Raw genomic sequence first — 20,331 nt, forward strand, 5'->3', positions numbered from 1 at the left:
TGAGGTATTCGTCATGGAGAAAACAACTTTACAAGTGACAGGGATGACATGTGGACATTGTGAAAAAGCTGTTAAAAATGCACTTCTTAGTGTGGAAGGTGTAAGCGAAGTAAATGTGTCATTAAAAGATGGGAAAGTTGATGTAGGTTATGATTCAAGGAAAGCCCCTGTTGAGAAGCTAAAAGAAGCTGTTGAAGATCAAGGGTTTGATGTAGTATAAAAACAAACGGCACTCACCATTTGGTAGGTGCCGTTTGTTGTGAAAATCGATTCACAGTGATTATTATTAATTTCATTAACTTTTTCTTTGTTAATTTTATATGAAAGATGTTATTCTAATCACTAAGGGCTTATTTTTTTTAAGTATCTGAATTTAACTTCGGAAAATTTGAAAAATCATCTAGTAACTACAAAATTCAGTCAACTAGATCATTTCTAATTTTATGGTGAATGAAAGTGGTGAAGGCTTTGGAAGATGAGAAAATTGCACAAGAAAAAGTGGAAGATACCAATAATGATCATGGGCAAGTAGTAGAAAACAAAACAGGATACATACGATTAAAGAAATTTCATTTTATTATGCTATTGTTTATGGTTGTGTTTCTTTCTGCGGGAATTACAACATTTGCTCTTGCCTTTGGAGATGAAAAGGTAGTTACAGTTGGAACAGAAAGACAAGAATTTACAAAACTCTATGAAGCATTTGATACTTTAAAGAGTGGTTATTACAAAGAAATCGATCAAAAAAAGGTTATTAATGGTGCGATAAACGGAATGGTGGAGTCGCTAGATGACCCTTATTCTGATTATATGAGTAATGAAGAGGCAGAGAGTTTTCACGGCAGTATTTCTTCTTCATTTGAAGGCATCGGTGCCGAAATTCAGGAAAAGGACGGCCATATCATTATTGTTTCTCCAATCAAAGGCTCTCCTGCTGAAAAAGCTGGCCTAAAACCAAATGATATGATTATGTCAGTGAATGGAAAAAGTCTCCAAGGTATGAATTCAACTCAAGCAGTTACCCTGATTCGTGGGAAAAAGGGTACAAAGGTAGAGTTGTCCATCCAACGTCCAGGAACAGCTGCTCCAATGACAGTGCCGATTGTTCGGGATGAAATTCCAATTGAAACTGTTTATGGTGAAATGGTTGGAGATGGCATTGCTAAAGTTCAAATTACAAGTTTTTCAAGCAATACATCAAAGGAACTTGTTAAAAAACTCAATGAATTAAATGGTAAAGGGATGAAGGGTCTCGTATTAGACTTGCGGCAAAATCCAGGAGGGCTTTTAGACCAGGCCATCTCCATTTCGAGCATGTTTGTTCCAAAAGGAAAACTGATCTTAAAAGTAGAAGATCGAAATGGAAAGATCAAGGAGTATCCTTCGCAAAATGAAGGGAACCCAAATCTTCCATTAGTTGTCTTAATTGATAAAGGTAGTGCCAGTGCTTCAGAGATTCTTTCTGCTGCTGTAAAAGAATCTGCAGGTGTGAAACTAGTTGGCGAAAAGTCATTTGGGAAAGGTACTGTCCAAACTGCTTCAGACTTTAAGGATGGTTCAAATCTTAAGTTTACAACCGCTAAATGGTTGACACCAAACGGCAATTGGATTCATAAAAAGGGCATTGAACCAGATGTAGCAGTTGCCTTACCTGACTATGCAACTTTAACAATCATCGATCCGGATAAGGAACTAAAACAATCTAGTTCGGGGACGGAAGTGCAAACAGCACAAAAGATGCTAAAAGCAGTTGGATATGACCCAGGCCGAACGGACGGATTTTTTGACAAAAAGACAAAAGCTGCCGTTACTGCTTTCCAAAAAGCTCAAAAGCTCCCAGCTAATGGGATTCTAAAAGGCGATTCTACCTTGAAACTAATGGAATTATTAAGAGACAAAATTAAAAACAATGATACACAAATGCAAAAGGCGATTAAAGTATTAAAGGAAACAATGAAATAAACAAAAGTGACCCGACTCCATAGGAGTTGGGTTCATTTTTTGAGATTAAAGAATGAACATTGAAAGGGAGTTGAAAAATGAAAAAAGCTGAGGTTTATATTTTATCGGGTTTTTTAGGTAGTGGGAAAACAAGCCTTCTCAAGCGATTGTTAGCGGATGAACATCGAACGGGAAGAAAAACAGCTGTCATGATGAATGAATTAGGTCAGGTCTCAATTGATTCTGATGTAGTAGATGAGGGAGATGTAACATTAAAAGAGCTGTTAGGGGGATGTATTTGCTGTTCCATACAGGACAAGCTCGAAGCGCAATTGCAAGGTCTTTTAATAGAAGATGAACCAGAAGTGATCTATATTGAAACAACTGGTGCTGCCCACCCGGTGGAAGTTTTAGATGCGATTCTTTCACCATTATTTGCAGATAAGTTAATCATAAAAGGAATAATCACAACAGTTGATGGCACAAGGTGGATGGATCGAAAATTATTAAGTCCACAGCTTCAGCAATTGATCCTAGAGCAGGTAAGACATGCTGACTTTATTATTGTTAACAAAATGAATGAATTAAAAGAGAATGAGCAAGCAAAGATCACCTTTGAAATACAGTCCATTAATCCGAATGCTAGATGCCTGCTGACTAATTTTTCACAGGTTTCCATCGAACAGTTGCGAAACCTTTCTATTTCTGTTGAAAAGGTAGCCCAGCCATCCCGTCTAAATTTAACGACATTTGTTTTCCAATTTAAATCAGCCATTAGCCAAACCGCTTTTGAGGATTTCTTAAAACATCTGCCTGATACGATTTACCGCATTAAAGGCTATTTAAAGTTTGACTATTCGAACCTTCCTTTTTTATTTCAATTTTCTTATGGAATGCCGTTATATATGAAAGAGGATATGAATATGCCATTAAACCTTGTATTTATCGGTGAAAATATTCATTGGAATGAGATTAAAATGCAATTAGAAAATCTTGAAAAATAACAAAAACACTCGGATTGAATGAATGATAATTTCCTCTTCAGGTAACTCTTTTAATGTAGCAAAGTTTATTTAAAAGGAGGATACTATGAAGAGGGTAGTTATTTTTTTGGTATTTATTCATATCCTCCTGAATGGTCAAGGGGTTAATGCGGCATCAACTATTAGTTATAAAATTGAGATGTTGAACTGGAAGGAAGTTAATCATATCCTGCCAAAGTATACAAAATTTACAGTAATGGATATTGAAACAGGAAAAAAGTTTAAAGTGCAAAGACGTGCAGGGAGCCACCATGCTGATGTTCAACCGTTAACCTCTAAAGATACAAAGATAATGAAAAGAATCTATGGAGGGAAATGGAGCTGGAAACGACGGGCCATTGTTGTTATTTATAAGGACCAATGGATCGCAGGATCAATGCATGGGATGCCACATGGTGCTGGAGCACTCCAGAATAATTTTCCAGGCCACTTTTGTATTCATTTTTATGGCAGTACCACCCATCGTACAAACTCAATGGACTTATCACATATGCTTATGGTGTTGAAAGCTTCTGGGAAATTAAATCAGTATTTAGGGAAGGCGAATCCTTATGAAGTCATAAATGCCTATGTAGCGGGATTTAAGCAGCAAGATACCCGAATTACTTCCATGGCCTCGCTTCAAAAAATCAACTGGAAGCCTATCTTAGTGGATGTTGATAATGTCAGTATTTCTCGAATGGAACTTTTGCCAGCTGAGGATTTAACAGAAGAAATTAGTTTAGATGTTCCTGTTGTAATTAACTGGTATATTAAAAACAGAGGAGCACAAACCTTTAGGGGAAACATTCATCTAATCAGATTTTCACCGATTGATGGCTGGAAAGTGGATTCGAAGGATTTTCTTAAGGAAAATGAACTGCGATAAACAAAAAATAAAAACATCCTTTATTGGTCATTCCAATAAAGGATGTTTTTGTTTGGGAGGTAAAACGATCACGGTTGTTCGCCAAATTTGATAAAGGTCCGCTCATCCTCTATTAAACCACAAGCACCGCATTGGACTCGATATTCAGGGCCGTTATAAGGGAGATGAAAAGGTTCTAAATCGTTTCCTTCATACTCCTTAATGATGGAACCCGATTGCGGGTCCAGTTTAACAGAATGAGAAACTTGTTGAATCACATTAAAGCGGCTTCGATTCGTCTTGCAATTTGGACATTTATAGGGTGTTGACATATAAACTAACTCCTTCCATGGACTTGTTAACATCTATTTTTTGCAATATGGTTAGGAAATATGTAACAATGCAAGTGAAGACAAAAGGGGGGGATGGTTTGTCTAAAGAAAAGATATCCTTTGATCATTTATTAGAAGAATATCGGTTGATTTGGAATAATCGTTTACTAGAGGCTGTGGAGAAAAGCAGTAAGGAGACTTTGCTAGATGCGATAAAAAGGGAGCTTCTTGATGAAAATTCACACCCGAGGATCAGGAAAAGTACACTCGAGAAATATTTTTTTGCAATCAAAAGAGTGAGTGATTCAACAGTTTCGCTAGAGGCCAAGTTACAATTAATAAAAATTCACAATGAAGTGATGGAAGAATTAAGATAGGAGAGAGAAACCTTGAAAAAGTTTTCCGTTTTTTTGGTAATCGTTCTTTGTATAAGTATTGTTGTTTCTTGTAATAAAAAAGACCAAGGTGATAATCTACCACAAATGGTTGAAGTAAACTTGTCCATTAATCCAAATCCCGGTGAATTAAATAGGCCGGTCACCTTTGAAGCTAAGGTTACTCAGGGAAAAGATCAGGTGAAGGATGCAGAGGTTATTTTTGAGATTTGGCGTGCAAAGGACGAAAAGCATGAAAAATTTGAAATTAAACATACTGAAAATGGAATCTATCGCTTAGAAAAATCTTTCAATCAAGAAGGAACGTATTATATCGTTTCTCACGTTACTGCAAGAGATTTGCATAACATGCCAAAAAAAGAATTTATCATTGGGACCCCCAGTGAACCTGAGGACGCTAATGCTAAGAGTTCAATGGATAACATGAATATGGATGAAACGAAGGAAACAAATGACGGGCAGTAACATAAAGGACAGCTGAATTTGCTGTCCTTTATGTTACTCCCTTTTGCAAATAATTTGATTAAATTTCTGTAACATCTATTTGTGAAAACTGCAGATCAATATTTTTAGGAATTTTGACTTCAAGCACGCCATCTTTAAAAGTAGCAGTTGCACCTTTCTTTTTTACAATTGCTGGCAGGGTTATCATGTTCTTATCTTCTTGATGTGGAATATGTTCCACAATTAGTTGATTGGAGGTATGATAAATACGAAGCTGTTTTACCCATTCTTCTTTTTTTATTAAGATTCTTACATAAACAAAATCATGAGTCTCAAAGGTTGTTGAATTTAAACGATTGCTCGTGGAAACTGGTGAGGATACCGGCGATTGGAATCCTCGCAACATCTCCTCTGGATTCATTCCAGTTTTCATGTTTCCAGGCATAATTTTTCCTAATATGTCCTGTACATAAGTATTGATTTCTTCAGGCTTCATTTTTGTCATCTTTTCCTTGATATCTTTATCAAAAGGGAATATATTCCATGGGAACAAGGGTCTCATCCTTTCAGTGTTACTTAGATATATGTATCGTATGCAAGCACTTGCCCATTCGTTATTGAAACCGAATTACCTAACACGATTCGATACTTTTAACTTAAATTCATAAAACCAATATTGCGTATAAACAATTCTAGTTAACATATAGTTAAGAGAGAAATTCTAAACATAGAGAGGTAATAATTTGTGAAAAAGAAAACGGCTTTGATTACGGGGGGAGCATCTGGTATTGGCAAAAAAACTGCTTTATATCTCGCGGAAAATGGTTATCAACTAGCCATTAACTATCGTAATAGTAAAACGGAAGCAATTTCTTTAGCAAACCAATTAACTGAATGTTTTGGAAACAAAAACATTTCTGTTCAAGGTGATGTATCAAATAGGAATGATTGTATCCGAATTGTGGATGAAACACTTGCTGCTTACCAAACTGTAGACGTGTTAGTTCATAATGCTGGTCCATACATCCATGAACGAAAAAAATTAGCCGACTATTCCTTTGAGGAATGGGATTATTTAGTGCAAGGCAATTTAAATTCGGTTTTTTATTTGACCAAACTAGTTATTCCTTCCATGCGAGACCAAAAATGGGGAAGAATTATTACATTTGGGTATGATCGTGTCGAAACTGCACCAGGGTGGGTATTTAGGTCGGCCTTTGCCGCAGCGAAGACGGGTTTGGCATCTCTTACGAGGACAATTGCGATCGAGGAAGCCGAACATGGTATTACTGCGAATATGGTTTGTCCAGGAGATATAATCAACCAATGGAAAGAAAGTAATATCGAGGAGGCAAGGGGTGTGATTGGAAATGCCCCGATTGGCAGGTATGGAACAGGAGAGGATATTGCCAGAGTAATTGCTTTCCTTGCTGACGAAAAGTCCGATTTTATAACAGGAAGCATTATTCCTGTCACTGGGGGATTAAATGTATTAGGAAAGGTACTTAAAAATTAGTATAATTTTTTGAACTATTTGATTTTCTCGAATGAAAACTGCTTCTCTTGTGGACAATAGATAATAATCATCTATGAAAGGAGCAAAGATAATGAGTTTTAATATGAATAGGATAAACCCTAATCAAACCCAAGTATTTTTTCATGATGGCCGCTTTGAGACATTAACAAATGAGGAACTAGATGAATTTTTGCTCCAAATGGGTCTTAATGATGTGAATGAAACCATGGAACAGAACATAACGGAATAATCTTTCTTAAAAAACACTAAACAAAAAGCAATCGGACATGGCCGATTGCTTTTTTATGCTTCCAATAATTGTGAATCGTCTGATTGAGCAGCACCATTTCGCATTAGATAGAAGGTGTACTGGTCTTTTGGTATTTCATACAAATCGTATATATCACCAATGGCGTTCAATTGTTCATAAATAGATTTTCTTGTTTCATTTGCTTTTATAACATAAGGAAGTTTTTCAGCTGCTTTAATCGAGCGAACATTAACCTTACGTATTCTCATAAAGACTGTCTCGATGTCTAATTCATAAAAAAGTTCTTGAAAAAAGGCATCTTTAGCCGGGCTATTATATCCTTTGCCATGATAAGGCTTGCCAAGCCAAGTTCCTAAAAAACCGGCGTTATTTTCAATATCAAATAAGCTAATGGTACCAATAGGCGCACCCCATTCATCAAGAATGGTTCGTGAGATTAATTCTCCGCGTTCTTCGGCCTCAATGGTTTGTTTTGTCATGAATAAGAATTCTTCATAGGAATCAGCTTTTTGGCGCACGAAAGGGAAGACATCAGGGTGCGTCATTAATTCGTACAATGTGTGGCTGTCATGAAGATCACGTTTTTTAAGCATGAATATCCCTCCATTAGGGCATTCCGATCCCATATCAAAAGAAACGGTCCGGTCCACCCTCGAAATTTTTTATAAAGTTACTAAAAAATTTCGGGGTGGGAATCGAACCCACTAGAACCAGTAAAACTGGTGGCGCACCATTTGCCTTCCCTATATCATTTTTTTGTTAACCAGAATATGTTCATAAACCCCCAAAGACCTTAGGTTTTTAAATGGTTTCCTTAGAGTATAATACAAGAAAAAAGCTAAAAAATAAATAGGTTTTTTGTTGATTTTTCGTTAAATTTTTTACCAATTATCAACAAGATTCTACGTTTCTTGGTAGACCATTTCACCGCCAATCATCGTCCATTTAGGCTTTGCTAAATAATGGAAAGGATGGTGGCTCCAAAGGACTAAATCGGCTTCCTTACCCTCTTCGATACTGCCAACTTGCCTATCAATTTTTAAATTTCTAGCAGGCAGAATCGTAATCCCTTCCAGGGCTTTTTGTTCAGGTAATCCCTCTCGAACAGCAAGGCTCGCACAAATATTTAAGTATTGTATGGGTGTATAGGGATGATCAGTGGTAATGGAAACTTCGACACCGTGATTCGTCAATTCTTGATAGGTTTTCCAAGTTTTATTCTTCAATTCGACTTTCGACCTTCTCGTCAAGGTAGGACCAACTGAAACTTTTAAATCCATCCCTGATAAATCACTGGCAATTAGATGACCCTCAGTGCAGTGCTCAATTCGTAAATCAAGCTTAAATTCTTCTGCAAAACGAAGAGCAGAAATGATATCATCGGCACGATGGGCATGGATTCTAACGGGAATTTCTCTTTTTAAGGCCATAACGATAGGGGCGATTCTAGGTAAATCTGGATTATCTGCATGGATTGCTTGGTAGAAGGCTTCCCTAAGCATCCCCATAATCCCCATCCGAGTAATCGAATCATTATTTCCGTGACTATGATTTCTTTTAGGATTTTCCCCTAAGGCAATCTTTAAGCCTGAGATCTCTTGGATAATCATTTTTTTGATATTCCGGCCGGTAGTTTTAATCACGGAAGTGGTTCCTCCAATGACGTTTGCACTCCCAGGCATGACATGGGCTGTGGTAATACCGCTTTTAACAGCATCAGTGAAGGCTGGGTCTAACGGATAAACCCCGTCGATGGCTCGAATATGGGGCGTCAGCGCTTCTACCGTTTCATTGGCATCATTCCCAGCCCAGCCTGTTCCTTCATCATAAAGACCTAAATGGGTATGAACATCTATAAAGCCTGGAAAAAGAAATAAATTCCCACAATCGATGATTTTTACAGATATATCAGTCGTAAGATTCTTTCCTACCTTAAGGATCTTTCCATCTTCAATTAAGACATCACCATGTGGGAGGGGTTCAGATGTAATTGGATAAACCGTTGCATTTTTAAAAAGTATTTTTGTCATAATAAAACCTTTCTTCACGTTGATAATAGTTATTTTATCAATTTTACCAATTTGGGTGCCTAGTGAATAGTTTAACCTGATAATTTATTTCCATAAAAATAGTGAAACCTTTTAACAGCATTGGCGTAAATAGTAAGGAAATCAAAAAATATATTCCAATGGGGGAAAAGAGAATGGTCAATAATGATGAAAGGTTGTTTGCTGCAGGGATTTATGTGTTAAGTATTTTTTTTCCAGTTATCGCACCACTGGTTATTTGGTTAATAAAAAAGGATGAATCATCCTTCATTGATTACCATGGCAGGGAATACTTTAACTTTCTGATTTCCTATACGGTTTACCTTTTTGTTGCTGGAATCTCAACGATCATTCTAATTGGTTTTGTTTTACTCCCTGTAATAGGATTAATGCTCATTGTATTCACTATTATTGCTGCAATTAAAGCCTATGAAGGGAATCAATATCGATTCCCACTGATATTCAGGCTAATAAAATAATATTGAATTTTCAACCCGACAAAGATTATTTTGTCGGGTTTTTTTGAGGCTTTTATCCTTTATTTTTTCAACTTCTTACAGGAGCCAATAAAAAAGGTTATCCTCATAATAAAGTCGTTTCATTTTATAAATAAATAGAGAAGGACTATAATGTCAATTAACTATGATGTTTAATGTTAACAATGAAAGGGCGAAGCAACATGGAAAATAGAGTCGGTTTGGTACTAGAAGGTGGAGGAATGCGTGGGGTTTACACGGCTGGTATCCTTGAATACTTTTTAGAATCTCAGTTATTTTTTCCTTATGTAATCGGAGTTTCTGCAGGAGCATGTAATGCTGCCTCCTATTTGTCTAAGCAAAAAGGAAGAAATAAAACCGTTACGATTGAATATGCTTCCGACCCAAGATACATTTCGTGGAGAAATTATTTTCGAAATCGGCAATTTTTTGGAATGGATTTTATTTTTGACGAAATTCCCAATAATCATGTTCCGTATCATTATGATGTTTTTTACAATAGTCCTTCAGAATTTGTCGTGGGGACGACTGATTGTCTGACAGGAGATCCTGTTTATTTTAAGAAGCAGGATTACGAGAAAGACCTTTTAACCGTGTTACGTGCATCGAGCTCACTGCCATTTATTGCACCTGAAGTCCGTTTTAAAGATAAAATCTTACTTGATGGGGGAATTAGCGACCCCATTCCACTCAAGAAAGCTCAGCAGGATGGATTTTCCAAAAATATCGTTATTCTAACAAGAAATAAAGGATATTTGAAAAAGCCCTCGAAGTTTCATTATCTTGTCAATCGAAAATATCCTGAATATAAAGGATTGCAACAGTCCCTTAGAAATCGATACCAAATCTACAATGAAACGGTCGAATATCTTGAAATGGAAGAGAAAAAGGGAAATGTTTTAATTATTCGTCCAACCCAGCCATTAAAGGTAGGCAGGATGGAACGGAACCCACAAAGGCTAGAAGAGCTGTACAATCAAGGGTACGAAGATGCGAGATCAGCAATGCCTTCAATAGTTAACTATATTAAGGATTAAGAGAAGGGACAACTAGTCTCTTCTTTTTTTATCTAATCTAATTCTCCTATCATTTTTTTAGCTTATATTAAATAAACTAAGTAGTGAGGAATCGATAAGGAGTTTTCTAGATGAAAATAAATGAATATTACCGGGATACAGCTAATTTGCACCTAAATGGTAGTATTACGGCGCTAATTCCAGTGATCATAATCGTCGCTGGTAACCTTTCTATTTTTAAAACTAAAGAAATCATGTTCTTAACCATCCCATTTCTTATCTATAGCATAGTTAGTTTTCAATGCTATCTTTTTAGAAGGCAGCAGTCAATTTCAATTGACAGGAGTATGAGAAAATCTGAAGGCGGAAGAATATCTTTATTTGAAGCACGACATTTACTCGTATTATATCTGAACACTAACTCTTCAAAACTATTATTCTACTTTCCAAATGGGCATCTTGCTGGAATGATTAAAAGGTACCGCGGCAAGGGGATAAAGAAGTTATCGCTATCAAAAATTTATGCACTCTATAATATGGATCATCACGCAATCGGATATTATAAGGTTAGTGGCAAAAAAATGATTAAAATAGAAGTATTTAATGATAGAAGGCAATATCTAGGCAGCTTTGAAAAAAGAAAACATAATTGGAGAACATCCAAAAAGGAATTACTAGATTCGAAAGGCAGGTTTATTGGTTCGGTAGAAGGAGCAGTGGCTTTTATGGATGAACGGCTAATAAATCACCATCACGATCAGGAAGCACGGCTTCGTCGAGGTTGGATGCCAATCGATTGGAGTCCTTTGTTCCCAGAGTCCAATACGCCTGTACTTACCCTGAGAGAGACTTTATCTGAACAGGATAAGCTTCTCCGCCTGTCATTTCTGATTAATGAATATTTTATCGAAAGATAGAAGTTTCGACAGTTCCCCTCACGAACATTGTTTGATATGATAAATACAATATACTAATATCAAGGTAGTGGGGGTTTTACGATGGAAGTCCAATTAATTAAAGGTCATGGGTCGGGAAATGACTTTCTAATCATCGATGAAATGTCGAATGGATATGTATTCTCCGAAAGTGATCGCGGGGAGCTCGCGAAATTATTATGTAATCGTCGCGCCGAATTAGGTGCGGATGGAATTCTATTCGTAATGAATAGTAAAAATGCGGATGGTAGAATGCGTGTCTTTAATTCTGACGGGTCAGAAGCCTCGATGTGTGGAAATGGATTGCGTCTAGTGGCGAGATATGTATGCGAACATCTTGGGAAAAATAAAGCTGTAATTGAAACAATGAAAGCAAATTTAAAGGTTAGCAAACAAAATGACCTTTTACCAGATATCCACACCTATCAGGTGGAAATTTCTCCGGTACTGTTTGAATTAAATGCTCTCCCATTAAAATTAAATAAACCAACCTTATTCAACGAAAAAATCGAAGAACTATCAGCAGATTTAAGGTTTACAGCTGTCGCCGTTCCCAATCCGCATTTAATTGCGATTGTTGAAGCGGACCAACTTGAAAGCGACCTTCAAAAACAGCTTAGTGAAAAAGTAAATGGTCCTAATCATTTGTTTCCAGATGGAGTCAATGTCAGCTTCGTTAAAAACTTACAACCTGGTTCTATCTATGTACGAACATTTGAACGTGGTGTAGGTTTTACCAATGCCTGCGGGACAGCAATGTCAGCTTCCTCTCTCGTTACTTCTTTACTTGAATTAAATGAATTGGAAAACGTCGTAAATGTTTACAATAACGGCGGAAGAGTCCAATGTGTGGTTCATGAATGCGAAGGAAAATACACAATTGACTTAATCGGTAATGCTACCTATCTTTATAATGCCACAGTTAATGTTAACTTAGAGCATAATTCGTTTACTGTTTCATCAAAAACGGATTTGTCTGAGCAGTCTTCCTATGAACAGTTACAAACTGAAGCACAAAGGTATGTAGAAATGAATATCAAAGGATAGGGACAGCCCTATCCTTTTTTTCTCGTCCCTTTTTTTAATACCTCTAATACGGGACCAAACGGTTGGATTGATTTTGTTTGAAAATAATTTGAAAAGGGATCACCTTGCTGGCGAATACGTTTCAAGGCATTTTCCATGTTAAATGATTCGACCACAAGATTTTCAGTTACTTCCTCCCAATAAAGGGGGGTGGCCACACCAGCATGTTCGTTTCCCCTCATCGAATAAGGGGCGACAATTGTTTTCCCTTCGCTATGTTGCACATAGTCAACATATAGCCTGTTTCCGCGATTTTTCTTCATCCGCTCAATAGTGAAAGAATCAGGTTCCTTTGAAATTAAATATTCAGCAATAAAGCTTGTAAATAGCCTGGTATCGTCATAAGTAAATTCATTTTCTGGTAAGGGGAGGTAAATTTGCAGCCCTTTGTTTCCAGAGGTTTTAATAAAACCTATTAAATTTAATTGATCAAGGACTTCTTTAATTAGCAATGCTGCTTTTATCGCCAATTGAAAGTACTCCTTCGAGGGTGGGTCTAAATCAAAGACAATCTCACTTGGTACCTTGCTATGAATGGTTTGGAAAGGTATATGGAACTCAATGGCTATTTGATTGCCAAGCCAAACGAGAGTTTTTAAATTGTTGCAGAGAATATAGTCTATCCCCTCATCTGAATGCGTTTGTACAAATTCAGGAGCATAGTCTGGACAGTTTTTTTGGTAGAATGCTTCACCGAACATCCCATGTGGATAACGAATGACAGTTAATAGGCGGTTTGTTAAAAACGGCAGGATATAAGGTGAAATTTCTCGTAGGTACAGGATATAATCTGCTTTCCGAATGGCGAATTTTTCCCATAAGGGTTTATCAGGATGGCTGATATCTAAGTCATCCGGAAGGTTTTTTTGTGCAAAGATAAATCGATCATATGTACATGAAACGGGCTCTAAATCAAACCGAAAACGGTCAAAATGGGGCTCACGGAGCTGGTTTTCATAGAGCTCTAAATATTTCACTTCTAAGCATATGGCAGGCTCTACAATAATTAGTTGACCTTCTTCATGGAGCATATTTTGTTTAATCGTTTGCTGTAGTGCTTGTTTCTCCTCTGGTTTAAAACCGAAAAGAACCTGACCAATCGGATGGATTTTTTTATCCTTATAAACACTTACGGAAAAGTAACCATTTGATTTATCATAGGCGTTGATAAAACAACTTACATATTTCCAATTTTTATATTTTAACCACTGTAATGATCGCTTGCCTTCCTCCCAAAGACTGTTTTTATGTTTTGCAATAATTCCTTCCCCGTCAGATAAAACAATCTTTTCCCAAAGCGGATCAATTTCATCATGTGCCTGAACAAGCTGAAGGAGCTGCTCATTGTAGGGGTCAGCCTCTAAACTAAATCCGATTGTTTCAAACAGTTTGACGAGTTCTTTTTTACGTTTAAGAAAAACTAGTGAGTGTAATGGCTTTCCTGCACATAAAAGCACATCAAACACCATCAAGCGGCAAGGGGATTTAACGGCTTGCTCTAAAATCTTTTTTTCAGACTTTAATCGTCCCCGAACTTGGATCATCGAGAAATTAGCTTTATGTGTGTTTTCTAATGAGACTAGTTCCCCATCTAATTGTAATGGTAAGAAGGGTTTAAATTGTTTTTCGTGTTTTAATAAAAATTCCTTAATCTCTGGAAATTGGGGGAGAAGCGATTTTTCGTTCCTGCTAATAAGCTCAATTCCGCGGGAACTCCATTCTAAAAGGGCGCGAAATCCATCATATTTTACTTCGTAGAGCCAATCAGGCTGAACAGGCAGATCAAATGTAAGAGTTGGCAGCATCGGCTTCATTGATAAATTGTTCCTTTCCTTTTTCAGTTATTTTGTTTAAAAACATCTAGATTCATTCTTTTCCAATTGTTTTTAGGAATGTGATTGTCTCGGTAACGCAAAATAATAACAAAAAGATTGGAGAAATACCGATGCATACGATGTGGAAGGGCAGTATCAGTTTTGGACTTGTAAATATACCCATCAAACTCCATACAGCAACTGAAGATAAAGATATCAAACTTCGAACCCTGCATAATAAATGTCATGCCCCAATTAAGTATGAGAAAATCTGTTCTGTCTGTGAGGAAGAAGTGAAACCTGAGGATATTGTAAAAGCGTATGAATACACAAAAGGGAAATTCGTCGTTCTTGACAATGAGGAGCTTGAAAAGTTAAGGAAAGAAAACGAAGATAAAGCTGTTGAAATTATTGATTTTGTAAAAATGGAGCAAATAGATCCAATTTATTACGATCGAAGTTATTATATGTCTCCTAGTGAGGGAGGAGGCAAGGCCTATTCCTTGCTTAGAAAAGCCTTGCTTGAGTCACAAAAAGTGGGTCTTGCCAAAATCATTATTCGTTCAAAAGAGCAATTAGCAGTGATTCGTGTATATGAAAATGTCTTAGTCATGGAAACAATCCATTATCCGGATGAAGTTCGAAAAGCGGGCGATGTACCGAGCGTTCCTGCAGAAGATAAAGTGACGGAAAGAGAACTAGATACAGCCATCATGTTGATTGACCAATTGACAACCGAATTTACCCCAGAAAAATATACTGATGAATACCGAACTGCCTTGCTTGAATTGATTGAATCGAAACGAAATGGACAAGAAACTGTATCAGCTGCAACAAAGGAAGTGGCATCAAATGTCACAGACCTAATGGCTGCATTACAGGCATCAATTGACCGGACAAAACCTCAAAAAACAGCCACCCCAAGAAAGAAAGCAGCACCAAGAGTCAAAAAACGAGCGTGAGGGCAGTGAACCAAAACCGATTCGAATCTTCGAATCGGTTTTTATATGGAGTTCTTTCAATCATTTAAATCGCATATTTTTAAAAGATAGAATTTATTGGGGGAGATAGAATGGCTTATAATGTGCTCATGACTTCTGATCCTGGAATCGATGATTCTTTTGCCATAATGTATGCCTTACTAAATCCGAAGATTAACATAGTTGGTATTGTCAGTGGTTATGGGAATACACCGAAAGAGCAATCAATTAAAAATACAGCCTACCTATTAACTTTAGGTGGTAGAGCGGATATTCCAATTATTGCAGGTAGCGCAGGACCACTATTAGGTGAACCGATCACATATTATCCGGAGATACATGGCAAAGAGGGATTAGGACCGATAAAGCCTCCAGATACGATACAGAATGTGAAGGTATATGATATAAATAAAATTAGTGAGCTTGTTTCCCAGTATAAAGGGAATCTTGTTATTGTTTCTGTCGGAAGATTAACCGACCTTGCCTTGATGTTTATCTTATACGGAAATGATGCATTAAAGGAAGTCAACGGCTTTTATATTATGGGTGGGGCTTTTTTGGTCCCGGGGAATATTAGCGCTGAAGCAGAAGCGAATTTTTATGTTGACCCAATTGCTGCACATACTGTGATGGAAAAAGCACATAATATCTATTTATACCCGTTAAATGTTACAAACAAAGCACTGATCACGCCCGATATTATTGACTTTCTTAGCCAAAACAGCCCTACACCTTTTCGGCCATTATTAAAACCAGCCTTTGATTATTACTATAAGGCCTATCAGAAAAATGTCCCGGGCATTAAAGGGGCGCCACTTCATGATGTAGTCCCGCTCATGGCGTTAACGGAACCTGATTTGGTCAAATATATCCCAAAACGAGTGAGAGTCGAGAATTTTGGGAATGCCAAGGGCAAAAGTATTGCAGACTTTCGACCAAAACCAGATAAGGAACCCACAGAATCACTTGATTACATTGGGATGGAAATTGATACACAAAAGTTTTCCGTCAACTTCATGGAAATATTTTTACAAGGTGAATTTAATAAAGAATAATGAAACTCGGGGTCTCAAGTTTCATTATTACATCAGCATAAGACAAGTATGTTAATCTATTATTTTCACTGATATATTTTCACTGAATTTCCTAGTTTTTGAAATTTCATTGACGGTTTGGCAAAAATCGGTTAAAATAAAGATACGCTTTTAAGTTAGTTTAATATTTATTGGTTTAGGTAGTCGTAACTGCACGAACATGTGGGTGATGTCTATTACCCAAACGTGTCAGTACGTCTTTTTTATTTTTTTTACTGTAAAATAAATTAAAAGTGAACAATTATTTTGGGGGTTATTTCATGAACAACGGTAAAGTTAAATGGTTTAATGCAGAAAAAGGTTTTGGATTTATCGAAGCAGATGGCGGTCAAGACGTATTTGTTCACTTTTCAGCAATTCAATCAGAAGGCTTCAAAACATTAGAAGAAGGCCAATCAGTTTCTTTCGAAATCGTTGAAGGCGCTCGTGGACCACAAGCTTCTAACGTTCAAACTGTTTAATTCTATTGAAATAAAAAGGTGATGCAAGAGATTTAGCATCACCTTTTTATCTATAATATTTATTAATAATAACCTAGTTTCAATGGGCAATAGGAAACTGCTAAATGATGTATATTGATATTTTCCATATTATTTAGCTAACAAACAAAATAGTAAAAACAGTCATGCACTAATTATAAGGGGTGATCGTTTTGGCGTTTGGTAGAAAAAATGATGAGGAAATCAAATTAGAAGAAACGAAAATATGGGTATGTAATTCAGAAACTTGTAAATGCTGGGTCCGTGACAATTTTAAAAGCACGGATTTGCCTTTATGCCCGATTTGTAAAAGTGAAATGAGTTTAACAACAAAAGAATTACAAGTAATTCACAACCATAGTAAAAATTTTATGTAATATAAATAGTAGCAGGGAGGTATTATTTCTCCCTGCTTTTTATTATTCTTTGGCGTTTACTTTACAATAGGAAAGGACCATTGCTTCTTCATCCTCTTCAAGAGCAAAGTCTAGAACTTTCTCACTTCCCTGTTCATAAAGATAAAAGTTGGTAATTTTTTCACCATTTTCGTCGCTAACGAAGATTGCTCTTAGGCCAATTCCTTTTTCTGAATAAAGCTCATCTTCTTCATCTACATTTAGTTCTAAGAAAAACTCATAACGGTCTCCTGATAATAAACCGAATGGATCCTCTAATTTTTCAACGGAATGTCCAGTAATGTTCATATGTATCATCCTCTGCAAAGTATTCATCCATACTATTATACACATATTTAATTCAACAAGAAAAAATTGAATCGCTATTATTATTTTTCTCGAAGAATGTTATTTTTTACATATAAATTTCAAACCATTTTGAAATTATTGTGAATAAATTTTAAATAGGGTTTCTAAATAGCAATAAGGTAAGATAAATGGTGAAAAATAGTGGTCTCATAAAGAAAAGTAGGTTATTAGGTATAAGTTTTTATGTGAAATATTTCACAAATTTGGAGAGATTAAATGAATTCGATGACAGAGCCTTTATATATTCAGTGGCAGCCGTTTTTCTTAGCTAAAAAAAATTATTATCAGTTTCTGCATTTTTTATTTTTAGTACCTTCGAACATCGAGTCATTATTGGGAATTCGAAATAATGGTAATTTACAAGAATTAGAGGAAGTTCATAAGGGTGGAAAAATTCTTCGGAACTTTTTTGAACATTTAACGGAGGAGCAAATCAACAGGGAATATGAAGAGTTCCGTCGCTTATTTATTGGTCCAGGCCCGCTGGTTGCACCACCTTGGGAGTCATACTACCGGAGCAGGGAACAATTGTTATTTGAGGAATGGACCTATCAAGTCAGAGAGCAATACCATCACTTTGGTCTCCAATATAAACATGAAAATAAGGAACCTGATGATCACCTTTTACTTGAATTGGAATTTATGCTGTATCTGGTGGATTTAAGCTTGCAAGAGACCAAGGCAGATAAAAAAGCCAGAGAGAAATCTCTGGCTTTTTTAGTATACAAACACGATAATTTAACGTTTTTTTGAAAGAATATGTATGGAGGAGAAGATGAGATTCGAACTCACGCAACGGTTACCCGTCCTAGCGCATTTCGAGTGCGCCCCCTTATAACCACTTGGGTACTTCTCCAACTTAGCTCATGGAGCGGGTGAGGGGAATCGAACCCCCGCCGTCAGCTTGGGAAGCTGAAATTCTACCATTAAACCACACCCGCATACATCATTAATAACCATACAAATTATACCATAATAATTAACATTTTTGCAGATGAAAATTGTTTTTGGAGATTAAAATATTTCTGTGGTTAAGGAAAAACTTCAAAAAACGTTCAAAAACATTCAAATTATGATTGTTTTTGAAAGAAAATGATTGATTTTTGCAATCGTTTTCAGTACTATGTAATTAAGAACAAAAAAATTTAGGTGGTGATGACATGTTAACACCAGAACGTCATCGAATTATTCTGCAATTATTAAAAGAGAAAAATGTCGTTAAAATTAATGAAATTATGGAGTTAACGGAATCCTCGGAGTCAACTATTCGCCGAGATCTATCGCAATTAGAGGACCAAAAGTTTTTAAAGAGAATTCATGGAGGTGCCTCCAGATTACAGGGGAAACTTCAAGAGCCGAGTATGATTGAGAAATCCTCCAAAAACCTTCAAGAAAAACGATTGATTGCACAATATGCAGCAAGTTTGGTGGATGAAGGTGATTGTATTTATCTTGATGCTGGGTCAACTGTGATTGAAATGATTGAATTCCTTCCATATAAGGAAATCGTTGTTGTTACGAACGGCTTAATGCACTTAAAACCATTATTAGAGAAAGGCATCAACACCTACTTAATCGGTGGCTTGGCGAAGCCGAATACAAATGCTTTCATCGGCAGAGGTGCCTTAGCAGGCCTAGACCTTTACCGTTTTGATAAATGCTTCATAGGTGTAAATGGCATTCATCCGCAATTTGGCTTTACCACGCCAGATCAAGAGGAAGCCATGGTGAAGCAAAAGGCAATTGCTCTTTCTAGAGAGACATATGTGCTAGCGGATAATACAAAATTTGCTGAAATCTCATTTGCCAAAATTGCCGATATTCATGAAGCAGCGATTATCACGAATGAATTAGAGGAAGATACCCAGAAGCAATATTTAAATAGGACTACAATAAAGGTTGTGACAGCATGATTTATACATTAACGTTAAACCCCTCTGTTGACTATATCGTTAAACTGGAGAGTTTTCAGATTGGGGAGTTAAACCGAACAGTCGATGAAGCAAAATTTCCAGGTGGAAAAGGGATCAATGTGTCAAGGGTTTTAAACCAATTTGGTACACGCAGTAAAGCATTAGGTTTTGTTGGTGGTTTTACCGGGACTTACATTGAACAATATCTGCAAAAGGAAATGATTGAAACCGATTTTGTTCATGTCGACGAAGATACACGTATCAATGTAAAACTTAAAACGGGTCAAGAGTCAGAAATTAATGCAAAAGGCCCGAAAATAACGGAACAAAATTTTGGATTGCTTCAACAAAAAATAATGCAATTAGGTCCAGATGATTTATTGGTACTGGCTGGAAGTATTCCTAGTAGTCTACCGAAAACTACGTATGAGGAATTGGTGAAAATTTGCAGTGAAAGTCGAGCGCAATTTGTTGTTGATGCTGAGGGTGAATTGTTAAAAAAAGTTCTTCCTTATCAACCATTATTAATTAAACCAAATCATCACGAGCTTGGGGAACTATTTGAAACAACTATTACAACCGCTGAAGAAGTCATTCCATTCGGAAAGAAGCTCGTTGAAATGGGTGCAAAAAATGTGATAGTTTCGCTTGCTGGCGCCGGGGCGGTTCTGATTAATAGTCAAACAACACTTTTGGCAGAGGTTCCAAAAGGAGAAGTGAAAAATTCAGTAGGAGCAGGGGATTCTATGGTCGCTGGTTTCTTAGCAGCCTTCGTGGAAACCAGTAATATTGAGGAAGCTTTTCGCTATAGTGTGGCATCAGGAAGTGCAACAGCCTTTTCACTTGGTTTATGTACGAAGGAAAAAGTAGAGGAACTTCTTCCACATGTTCATATAAAAGAGATCCGATAAGGGGA

The 20,331-nt window shown here is 36.7% G+C and carries 25 protein-coding genes and 2 tRNA genes; 19 read left to right on the forward strand and 8 right to left on the reverse strand.

Translation table 11 applies throughout. The annotated features are described in order from the left end of the window. Window positions 1-13: 13 nt before the first annotated feature. From copZ to ACJ004_RS22315, 4 genes are all read left to right on the forward strand, one after another. On the forward strand, window positions 14-220 hold the full coding sequence (gene copZ / locus ACJ004_RS22300; protein ID WP_410895335.1) for a copper chaperone CopZ: 207 nt from the start codon (window positions 14-16) through the stop codon (window positions 218-220). Between the two features lie 230 nt (window positions 221-450). Beyond that, window positions 451-1,962, forward strand: a complete 1,512-nt coding sequence (locus tag ACJ004_RS22305) for a lmo1851 family serine protease (protein ID WP_410895336.1) — start codon at window positions 451-453, stop codon at window positions 1,960-1,962. A 77-nt stretch (window positions 1,963-2,039) separates the two neighbouring features. After that, on the forward strand, window positions 2,040-2,945 hold the full coding sequence (locus tag ACJ004_RS22310; RefSeq protein ID WP_410895337.1) for a CobW family GTP-binding protein: 906 nt from the start codon (window positions 2,040-2,042) through the stop codon (window positions 2,943-2,945). An 85-nt stretch (window positions 2,946-3,030) separates the two neighbouring features. Further along, complete coding sequence (locus ACJ004_RS22315) at window positions 3,031-3,852, forward strand: hypothetical protein (RefSeq protein ID WP_410895338.1); 822 nt, start codon at window positions 3,031-3,033, stop codon at window positions 3,850-3,852. Between the two features lie 68 nt (window positions 3,853-3,920). Here the strand turns inward: ACJ004_RS22315 and ACJ004_RS22320 are convergent, their stop codons facing one another. Next, window positions 3,921-4,163, reverse strand: coding sequence for a DNA alkylation repair protein (locus ACJ004_RS22320; protein ID WP_410895339.1), 243 nt, complete (start codon window positions 4,161-4,163; stop codon window positions 3,921-3,923). A 98-nt stretch (window positions 4,164-4,261) separates the two neighbouring features. Between ACJ004_RS22320 and ACJ004_RS22325 the strand changes: the two genes are divergently transcribed. After that, window positions 4,262-4,540 carry a hypothetical protein gene (locus ACJ004_RS22325; protein ID WP_410895340.1) on the forward strand — a complete coding sequence of 93 codons (279 nt, stop codon included), beginning with the start codon at window positions 4,262-4,264 and terminating at the stop codon, window positions 4,538-4,540. Window positions 4,541-4,552: 12 nt separating this feature from the next. Continuing rightward, window positions 4,553-5,023 (forward strand): FixH family protein, encoded by a 471-nt coding sequence (locus ACJ004_RS22330; protein ID WP_410895341.1) that lies wholly within the window; start codon window positions 4,553-4,555, stop codon window positions 5,021-5,023. 58 nt (window positions 5,024-5,081) lie between these two features. Here the strand turns inward: ACJ004_RS22330 and ACJ004_RS22335 are convergent, their stop codons facing one another. Beyond that, window positions 5,082-5,564, reverse strand: a complete 483-nt coding sequence (locus tag ACJ004_RS22335; protein WP_410895342.1) for an Hsp20/alpha crystallin family protein — start codon at window positions 5,562-5,564, stop codon at window positions 5,082-5,084. 183 nt (window positions 5,565-5,747) lie between these two features. On the opposite strand from ACJ004_RS22335, the gene ACJ004_RS22340 reads away from it, so the two are divergent. After that, a complete protein-coding gene (locus ACJ004_RS22340; protein ID WP_410895343.1) occupies window positions 5,748-6,518 on the forward strand; it encodes an SDR family oxidoreductase in 771 nt (256 codons plus the stop codon). 91 nt (window positions 6,519-6,609) lie between these two features. Then, window positions 6,610-6,768 (forward strand): hypothetical protein, encoded by a 159-nt coding sequence (locus ACJ004_RS22345; RefSeq protein ID WP_410895344.1) that lies wholly within the window; start codon window positions 6,610-6,612, stop codon window positions 6,766-6,768. Between the two features lie 53 nt (window positions 6,769-6,821). Here ACJ004_RS22345 and ACJ004_RS22350 read toward each other — a convergent pair whose 3' ends face one another. Both ACJ004_RS22350 and ACJ004_RS22355 read right to left on the reverse strand, forming a co-directional pair. Continuing rightward, a complete protein-coding gene (locus ACJ004_RS22350) occupies window positions 6,822-7,382 on the reverse strand; it encodes a GNAT family N-acetyltransferase (protein WP_410895345.1) in 561 nt (186 codons plus the stop codon). Between the two features lie 309 nt (window positions 7,383-7,691). Further along, window positions 7,692-8,819 (reverse strand): amidohydrolase, encoded by a 1,128-nt coding sequence (locus ACJ004_RS22355; protein WP_410895346.1) that lies wholly within the window; start codon window positions 8,817-8,819, stop codon window positions 7,692-7,694. Between the two features lie 173 nt (window positions 8,820-8,992). Between ACJ004_RS22355 and ACJ004_RS22360 the strand changes: the two genes are divergently transcribed. From ACJ004_RS22360 to dapF, 4 genes are all read left to right on the forward strand, one after another. Further along, a complete protein-coding gene (locus ACJ004_RS22360) occupies window positions 8,993-9,316 on the forward strand; it encodes a DUF4870 domain-containing protein (RefSeq protein WP_410895347.1) in 324 nt (107 codons plus the stop codon). 200 nt (window positions 9,317-9,516) lie between these two features. Continuing rightward, window positions 9,517-10,371, forward strand: coding sequence for a patatin-like phospholipase family protein (locus ACJ004_RS22365; RefSeq protein WP_410895447.1), 855 nt, complete (start codon window positions 9,517-9,519; stop codon window positions 10,369-10,371). A 110-nt stretch (window positions 10,372-10,481) separates the two neighbouring features. Further along, window positions 10,482-11,267, forward strand: a complete 786-nt coding sequence (locus ACJ004_RS22370) for a hypothetical protein (protein ID WP_410895348.1) — start codon at window positions 10,482-10,484, stop codon at window positions 11,265-11,267. An 81-nt stretch (window positions 11,268-11,348) separates the two neighbouring features. Then, window positions 11,349-12,332: a diaminopimelate epimerase gene (dapF, locus tag ACJ004_RS22375; RefSeq protein ID WP_410895349.1), complete on the forward strand. Its 984-nt coding sequence runs from the start codon at window positions 11,349-11,351 to the stop codon at window positions 12,330-12,332. 8 nt (window positions 12,333-12,340) lie between these two features. On the opposite strand, the gene ACJ004_RS22380 is transcribed toward dapF, so the two are convergent. Continuing rightward, a complete protein-coding gene (locus ACJ004_RS22380; RefSeq protein ID WP_410895350.1) occupies window positions 12,341-14,185 on the reverse strand; it encodes a DNA ligase D in 1,845 nt (614 codons plus the stop codon). A 131-nt stretch (window positions 14,186-14,316) separates the two neighbouring features. Here ACJ004_RS22380 and ku point away from each other — a divergent pair, with 131 nt between their 5' ends. The 4 genes from ku (at window position 14,317) to ACJ004_RS22400 (ending at window position 17,115) form a co-directional block, all read left to right on the forward strand. Continuing rightward, window positions 14,317-15,147: a non-homologous end joining protein Ku gene (gene ku / locus ACJ004_RS22385; RefSeq protein WP_410895351.1), complete on the forward strand. Its 831-nt coding sequence runs from the start codon at window positions 14,317-14,319 to the stop codon at window positions 15,145-15,147. Window positions 15,148-15,257: 110 nt separating this feature from the next. Further along, window positions 15,258-16,220, forward strand: a complete 963-nt coding sequence (locus tag ACJ004_RS22390) for a nucleoside hydrolase (protein ID WP_410895352.1) — start codon at window positions 15,258-15,260, stop codon at window positions 16,218-16,220. A gap of 299 nt (window positions 16,221-16,519) precedes the next feature. Beyond that, entirely contained in the window at window positions 16,520-16,720 is a 201-nt protein-coding gene (locus tag ACJ004_RS22395) for a cold-shock protein (protein WP_026563781.1), read from the forward strand. Window positions 16,721-16,911: 191 nt separating this feature from the next. Beyond that, complete coding sequence (locus ACJ004_RS22400; RefSeq protein WP_410895353.1) at window positions 16,912-17,115, forward strand: cold-shock protein; 204 nt, start codon at window positions 16,912-16,914, stop codon at window positions 17,113-17,115. 42 nt (window positions 17,116-17,157) lie between these two features. On the opposite strand, the gene ACJ004_RS22405 is transcribed toward ACJ004_RS22400, so the two are convergent. Beyond that, window positions 17,158-17,442, reverse strand: a complete 285-nt coding sequence (locus tag ACJ004_RS22405) for a DUF6509 family protein (RefSeq protein WP_410895354.1) — start codon at window positions 17,440-17,442, stop codon at window positions 17,158-17,160. A 276-nt stretch (window positions 17,443-17,718) separates the two neighbouring features. Between ACJ004_RS22405 and ACJ004_RS22410 the strand changes: the two genes are divergently transcribed. Further along, a complete protein-coding gene (locus ACJ004_RS22410; RefSeq protein ID WP_410895355.1) occupies window positions 17,719-18,255 on the forward strand; it encodes a TorD/DmsD family molecular chaperone in 537 nt (178 codons plus the stop codon). A gap of 11 nt (window positions 18,256-18,266) precedes the next feature. On the opposite strand, the gene ACJ004_RS22415 is transcribed toward ACJ004_RS22410, so the two are convergent. Continuing rightward, window positions 18,267-18,358: transfer RNA gene (locus ACJ004_RS22415), tRNA-Ser, on the reverse strand. 11 nt (window positions 18,359-18,369) lie between these two features. Then, window positions 18,370-18,443 (reverse strand) — tRNA-Gly (locus tag ACJ004_RS22420). Window positions 18,444-18,662: 219 nt separating this feature from the next. Here ACJ004_RS22420 and ACJ004_RS22425 point away from each other — a divergent pair. Continuing rightward, the gene (locus ACJ004_RS22425) at window positions 18,663-19,415 is read left to right on the forward strand and encodes a DeoR/GlpR family DNA-binding transcription regulator (protein ID WP_410895356.1); all 753 of its coding nucleotides are present in this window, start codon (window positions 18,663-18,665) and stop codon (window positions 19,413-19,415) included. Next, window positions 19,412-20,326: a 1-phosphofructokinase gene (gene pfkB / locus ACJ004_RS22430; RefSeq protein WP_410895357.1), complete on the forward strand. Its 915-nt coding sequence runs from the start codon at window positions 19,412-19,414 to the stop codon at window positions 20,324-20,326. Before ACJ004_RS22425 ends, pfkB begins: the two co-directional genes overlap by 4 nt. The last annotated feature ends 5 nt before the right edge of the window (window positions 20,327-20,331 follow it).

Source organism: Neobacillus sp. 204, assembly GCF_046562815.1.
In the GTDB taxonomy this organism is placed as follows: Bacteria; Bacillota; Bacilli; order Bacillales; family Cytobacillaceae; genus Neobacillus.

Bases quoted from the DNA above. Each gene is read 5' to 3' on its own strand.
- ACJ004_RS22315 (WP_410895338.1), top strand. From the start codon at position 3,031: ATGAAGAGGGTAGTTATTTTTTTGGTATTTATTCATATCCTCCTGAAT.
- ACJ004_RS22310 (WP_410895337.1), top strand. From the start codon at position 2,040: ATGAAAAAAGCTGAGGTTTATATTTTATCGGGTTTTTTAGGTAGTGGG.
- ACJ004_RS22345 (WP_410895344.1), top strand. From the start codon at position 6,610: ATGAGTTTTAATATGAATAGGATAAACCCTAATCAAACCCAAGTATTT.
- copZ (WP_410895335.1), top strand. From the start codon at position 14: ATGGAGAAAACAACTTTACAAGTGACAGGGATGACATGTGGACATTGT.
- ACJ004_RS22390 (WP_410895352.1), top strand. From the start codon at position 15,258: ATGGCTTATAATGTGCTCATGACTTCTGATCCTGGAATCGATGATTCT.
- ACJ004_RS22355 (WP_410895346.1), bottom strand. From the start codon at position 8,819: ATGACAAAAATACTTTTTAAAAATGCAACGGTTTATCCAATTACATCT.
- ACJ004_RS22320 (WP_410895339.1), bottom strand. From the start codon at position 4,163: ATGTCAACACCCTATAAATGTCCAAATTGCAAGACGAATCGAAGCCGC.
- ACJ004_RS22425 (WP_410895356.1), top strand. From the start codon at position 18,663: ATGTTAACACCAGAACGTCATCGAATTATTCTGCAATTATTAAAAGAG.
- ACJ004_RS22360 (WP_410895347.1), top strand. From the start codon at position 8,993: ATGGTCAATAATGATGAAAGGTTGTTTGCTGCAGGGATTTATGTGTTA.
- ACJ004_RS22350 (WP_410895345.1), bottom strand. From the start codon at position 7,382: ATGCTTAAAAAACGTGATCTTCATGACAGCCACACATTGTACGAATTA.
- ACJ004_RS22395 (WP_026563781.1), top strand. From the start codon at position 16,520: ATGAACAACGGTAAAGTTAAATGGTTTAATGCAGAAAAAGGTTTTGGA.
- ku (WP_410895351.1), top strand. From the start codon at position 14,317: ATGCATACGATGTGGAAGGGCAGTATCAGTTTTGGACTTGTAAATATA.
- ACJ004_RS22405 (WP_410895354.1), bottom strand. From the start codon at position 17,442: ATGAACATTACTGGACATTCCGTTGAAAAATTAGAGGATCCATTCGGT.
- ACJ004_RS22380 (WP_410895350.1), bottom strand. From the start codon at position 14,185: ATGAAGCCGATGCTGCCAACTCTTACATTTGATCTGCCTGTTCAGCCT.
- pfkB (WP_410895357.1), top strand. From the start codon at position 19,412: ATGATTTATACATTAACGTTAAACCCCTCTGTTGACTATATCGTTAAA.
- dapF (WP_410895349.1), top strand. From the start codon at position 11,349: ATGGAAGTCCAATTAATTAAAGGTCATGGGTCGGGAAATGACTTTCTA.
- ACJ004_RS22365 (WP_410895447.1), top strand. From the start codon at position 9,517: ATGGAAAATAGAGTCGGTTTGGTACTAGAAGGTGGAGGAATGCGTGGG.
- ACJ004_RS22305 (WP_410895336.1), top strand. From the start codon at position 451: ATGAAAGTGGTGAAGGCTTTGGAAGATGAGAAAATTGCACAAGAAAAA.
- ACJ004_RS22410 (WP_410895355.1), top strand. From the start codon at position 17,719: ATGAATTCGATGACAGAGCCTTTATATATTCAGTGGCAGCCGTTTTTC.
- ACJ004_RS22370 (WP_410895348.1), top strand. From the start codon at position 10,482: ATGAAAATAAATGAATATTACCGGGATACAGCTAATTTGCACCTAAAT.
- ACJ004_RS22335 (WP_410895342.1), bottom strand. From the start codon at position 5,564: ATGAGACCCTTGTTCCCATGGAATATATTCCCTTTTGATAAAGATATC.